The sequence below is a fragment of the Microcystis sp. M169S2 genome, from assembly GCF_020245865.1.
Classification (GTDB): domain Bacteria; phylum Cyanobacteriota; class Cyanobacteriia; order Cyanobacteriales; family Microcystaceae; genus Microcystis; species Microcystis ichthyoblabe_A.
In genome coordinates, this window is the sequence record NZ_JADBUB010000032.1 from 1 (window position 1) to 2,971 (window position 2,971).

Here is a 2,971-nt window from a genome sequence, read left to right on the forward strand (position 1 = left end):
CCCCTGGGAGACCAGGACATCGACCTGTCGCAGCTTCGCGACGATCTCTTCGGGTTTATGACGCTTTCTCGGCATGAACAGGATCCTCCTCGTTGCCAGAAGACATACTTCAAGGTGGACCAATTCAATGGGGGTGGATCAGTGGCCGTCCCACCATTTCGAAAAGGGCAATGGGGCCATGCCCGATGAATAGCTGTCTTTGACTGCGTGAATCGAAATACCGTCGGAAGATAGGGTAGTTTGAGTCAACGGCGCTTGGAATGTCACCAGATTATTTGGGTTGATTGGCTCACCGCTGTTGCAAAAGCGGATAGCGGATTTTTTGCCTAGCATTGCTAACATTGATGGGGAGCGCTTCCCGCCTTCGTGGACCATCACATAGACTATTCCTGCTATTGTGATCGCTTCGACATTCTGACCCGCGTCAAAACGGTCACCAGCAGCAACGAGACGGGCAAAGTTATCCTCGAAGCTGCGGGAAAGCTCATCCGGAGAACGAGGGACCATCCGATTTTGCATTTTGCTTCAACTTATATTTGATAAAGGATATTATCAAATATATCAGCGTTGAGACAAGAGCTCTCCCTTCATTCCCTCGGCGGCACTCTTCGGCCGGGAGTGACAAAGCCCGCCAAAGGGTGGAATCCCTCTGGGACGCTATGCGCCCATTGACGGAGAGGAACCAGCGGTTCGGAATTCCTGAATTATGCAGTGGCAAGGGATGACTTCATCCTCACATCAATAATCTGCCGGACGCCAGGTTTCTAATCCGAAGCAAAAAGCCGAAGGTGATAGCTCAGGCGGTGGGGGGTGTGGACAGTGAACCCTCCACTCGCTAGTTGTTTAGAGCCATCAGTGGTTTTGGCGAGAGAGGCGTGCCGTCGGAAAGCCTTTTAGGGTTTGACACGTTTTCAGTTCGAAAGATGACGCAATTGATTTTAAATGCGATAGATGCCGCTGAAAGGCAGCTAATAGCTCATGCTCACACAGATAGCGCCGAACGCTGGCTACGACAATTAGTCGACATTAGCCTTAAACCAGTTATGGGCGTAAATTATATTACAGATGGACCTTGGAAAAATGATATCAAGCGAAAGGTTCTCGTAAAGCTTGAAACGGAGCCAGGTCAATTCAAAAGGCAAATCGACGCGACGACTTTCGATCAATTGATCGATATTGTATTGCACCCAGAACACTGGGCGAAATTCAAGGATGCCTTATCGGCTGCATATCCGAATGGCCGAGAGGAAGCGCGTACGTTCTTGACGCGGCTTCAGGTCATCCGAAATCATGTGGCGCACTTGCGGCCATGCTCCACGCGACAGATGGAGCAGGCGCTGTGCTATGCAAATGATTTGGCCGACAGCATCAAAGCTCATTACCAGGCAATAGGCATGTCAAGAGAATTCAATGTTCCAACTTTTGTGTCTTATGTGGATAGCTTGGGGAATACGGGATATTTTGAACAAAATGAATATCATTATCGGGCGGAAGATCTAACTACAAGTATGCATAGACGGCTGTATCCGGGAGATGTACTTACCGCCGAGCTCGAAATTGATCCGAGTTTCGATCCGTCGACCTATACAGTAACATGGTATATTAAGACACATCCGGGCGACAGAGGCGTTGGACGGAAGGCCTCCATCACGGTCACTGAAGCTCATATAGGCCTACGGATGGAAGTTCAGTTCAAGCTAAAAACCACCAATAGTTGGCACAGAAGCTCAAGTGGCGATGATGACGTAGTCGATTTGTATTATAGGGTTCTGCCGTTGCCACCATAAGCAAATTATTTTTCAAATGGGCGCGACGATTTTTAGGAGATTATGCGATTATGTCGAATGAAAATTCTGGGCTGGCAGGCCTGCCATATACGGTAATTCGAATTCGTGCGGGGGATCCAATTAACTTAAATGCTAGCCATAGTGGGACCGGCTTCTTCTATAAATTTCACGATGATAAAGGCGACATACCGTTTGTTATTTCAAACAAACATGTTTTGTGCGACAAAACATGGATCGAATTCGATTTCGCAACAGTTGATAATAATGGACGGCGTGTTTTTGGGCCATCCTCTAAGATTAGAATTAATCACGGCGATCTACCTATTATTGAACATCCAACCAAATTGATAGATCTTGCTGGCATCCCATTATTGCCTCTTATTGTTGATCTTAAAAAAAGAGGTATCAATCCTTACGTTTCTACGCTTACTAAAGCTAATACGGCCCCAGCCAAAGTGCAAGCAGTGCTTCATGCGGCAACAAGTGTCCTTATGGTTGGGTTTCCAAATGGAATAATGGATGAGGCAAATAATCTACCGGTCGTTCGGCGAGGGACTTTAGCTACGCATTATAAAGCAGATTATCTTGGAGAGACAAATTTTGTAGTAGACATAGCTGCCTTTGGTGGTTCGTCCGGATCTCCGATATTTTCTCTTTTTGAATCCATTGTGCCGGATGAAAATGGCAATATATCTCTTATGGCAGAGCCACAAATTCATCTAATTGGGGTACTACACTCAGGGCCTGTAATAACAGCACAAGGACATATTGTGCCAAAACCGGTTCCAACAAATTCTTTAGTATCTCAAACGAACATAATGATGCACTTGGGATACTGCGTTAAGGCATTTAGAATTGAAGAGTTGTTGCCAGTTATTTTGAATAAGTTAAACTGATGAGATAGATATATTTAAAGACGTATCATTTCTATGCGTCCACGCCAAGCAGCTTGCAGAGGTCATTGAAGTGCGACTGCGATGCCGAACCCTCTTTCAGCGTTGAGGCTTGCCATTTGCTGATAAACTGTTCCGGCGTCATGCAATCTTTCGGTGTCAGCGCCAAAGGTTTTCTTGGTTCCAGCCCTGTGGAAAGCCGGATGCGGACTGAACCGCCCCGAGTTCTTCGGAGGCCGTTTCATTTGAGTCACGCTGCCAGCTTCTGCTCGTTGAGCATGGCATAGTAGC

Annotated in this window: 4 protein-coding genes; 2 read left to right on the forward strand and 2 right to left on the reverse strand. The window is 46.8% G+C overall.

All coding sequences use genetic code 11. The features are described from left to right. Positions 1–138: 138 nt before the first annotated feature. Positions 139–519 (reverse strand): hypothetical protein, encoded by a 381-nt coding sequence (locus IM485_RS03105; protein WP_287741202.1) that lies wholly within the window; start codon positions 517–519, stop codon positions 139–141. A 404-nt stretch (positions 520–923) separates the two neighbouring features. On the opposite strand from IM485_RS03105, the gene IM485_RS03110 reads away from it, so the two are divergent. Continuing rightward, complete coding sequence (locus IM485_RS03110) at positions 924–1,787, forward strand: Swt1 family HEPN domain-containing protein (protein ID WP_287741204.1); 864 nt, start codon at positions 924–926, stop codon at positions 1,785–1,787. A gap of 50 nt (positions 1,788–1,837) precedes the next feature. Further along, positions 1,838–2,683 (forward strand): trypsin-like peptidase domain-containing protein, encoded by an 846-nt coding sequence (locus tag IM485_RS03115; protein ID WP_287741206.1) that lies wholly within the window; start codon positions 1,838–1,840, stop codon positions 2,681–2,683. A 62-nt stretch (positions 2,684–2,745) separates the two neighbouring features. On the opposite strand, the gene IM485_RS03120 is transcribed toward IM485_RS03115, so the two are convergent. Beyond that, positions 2,746–2,971 (reverse strand): hypothetical protein (locus tag IM485_RS03120; RefSeq protein ID WP_287741208.1); only part of this gene is annotated, 226 nt, incomplete at its 5' end.

Coding starts and splice junctions, on each gene's coding strand:
- IM485_RS03110 (WP_287741204.1), top strand. CDS start 924: ATGACGCAATTGATTTTAAATGCGATAGATGCCGCTGAAAGGCAGCTA.
- IM485_RS03105 (WP_287741202.1), bottom strand. CDS start 519: ATGCAAAATCGGATGGTCCCTCGTTCTCCGGATGAGCTTTCCCGCAGC.
- IM485_RS03115 (WP_287741206.1), top strand. CDS start 1,838: ATGTCGAATGAAAATTCTGGGCTGGCAGGCCTGCCATATACGGTAATT.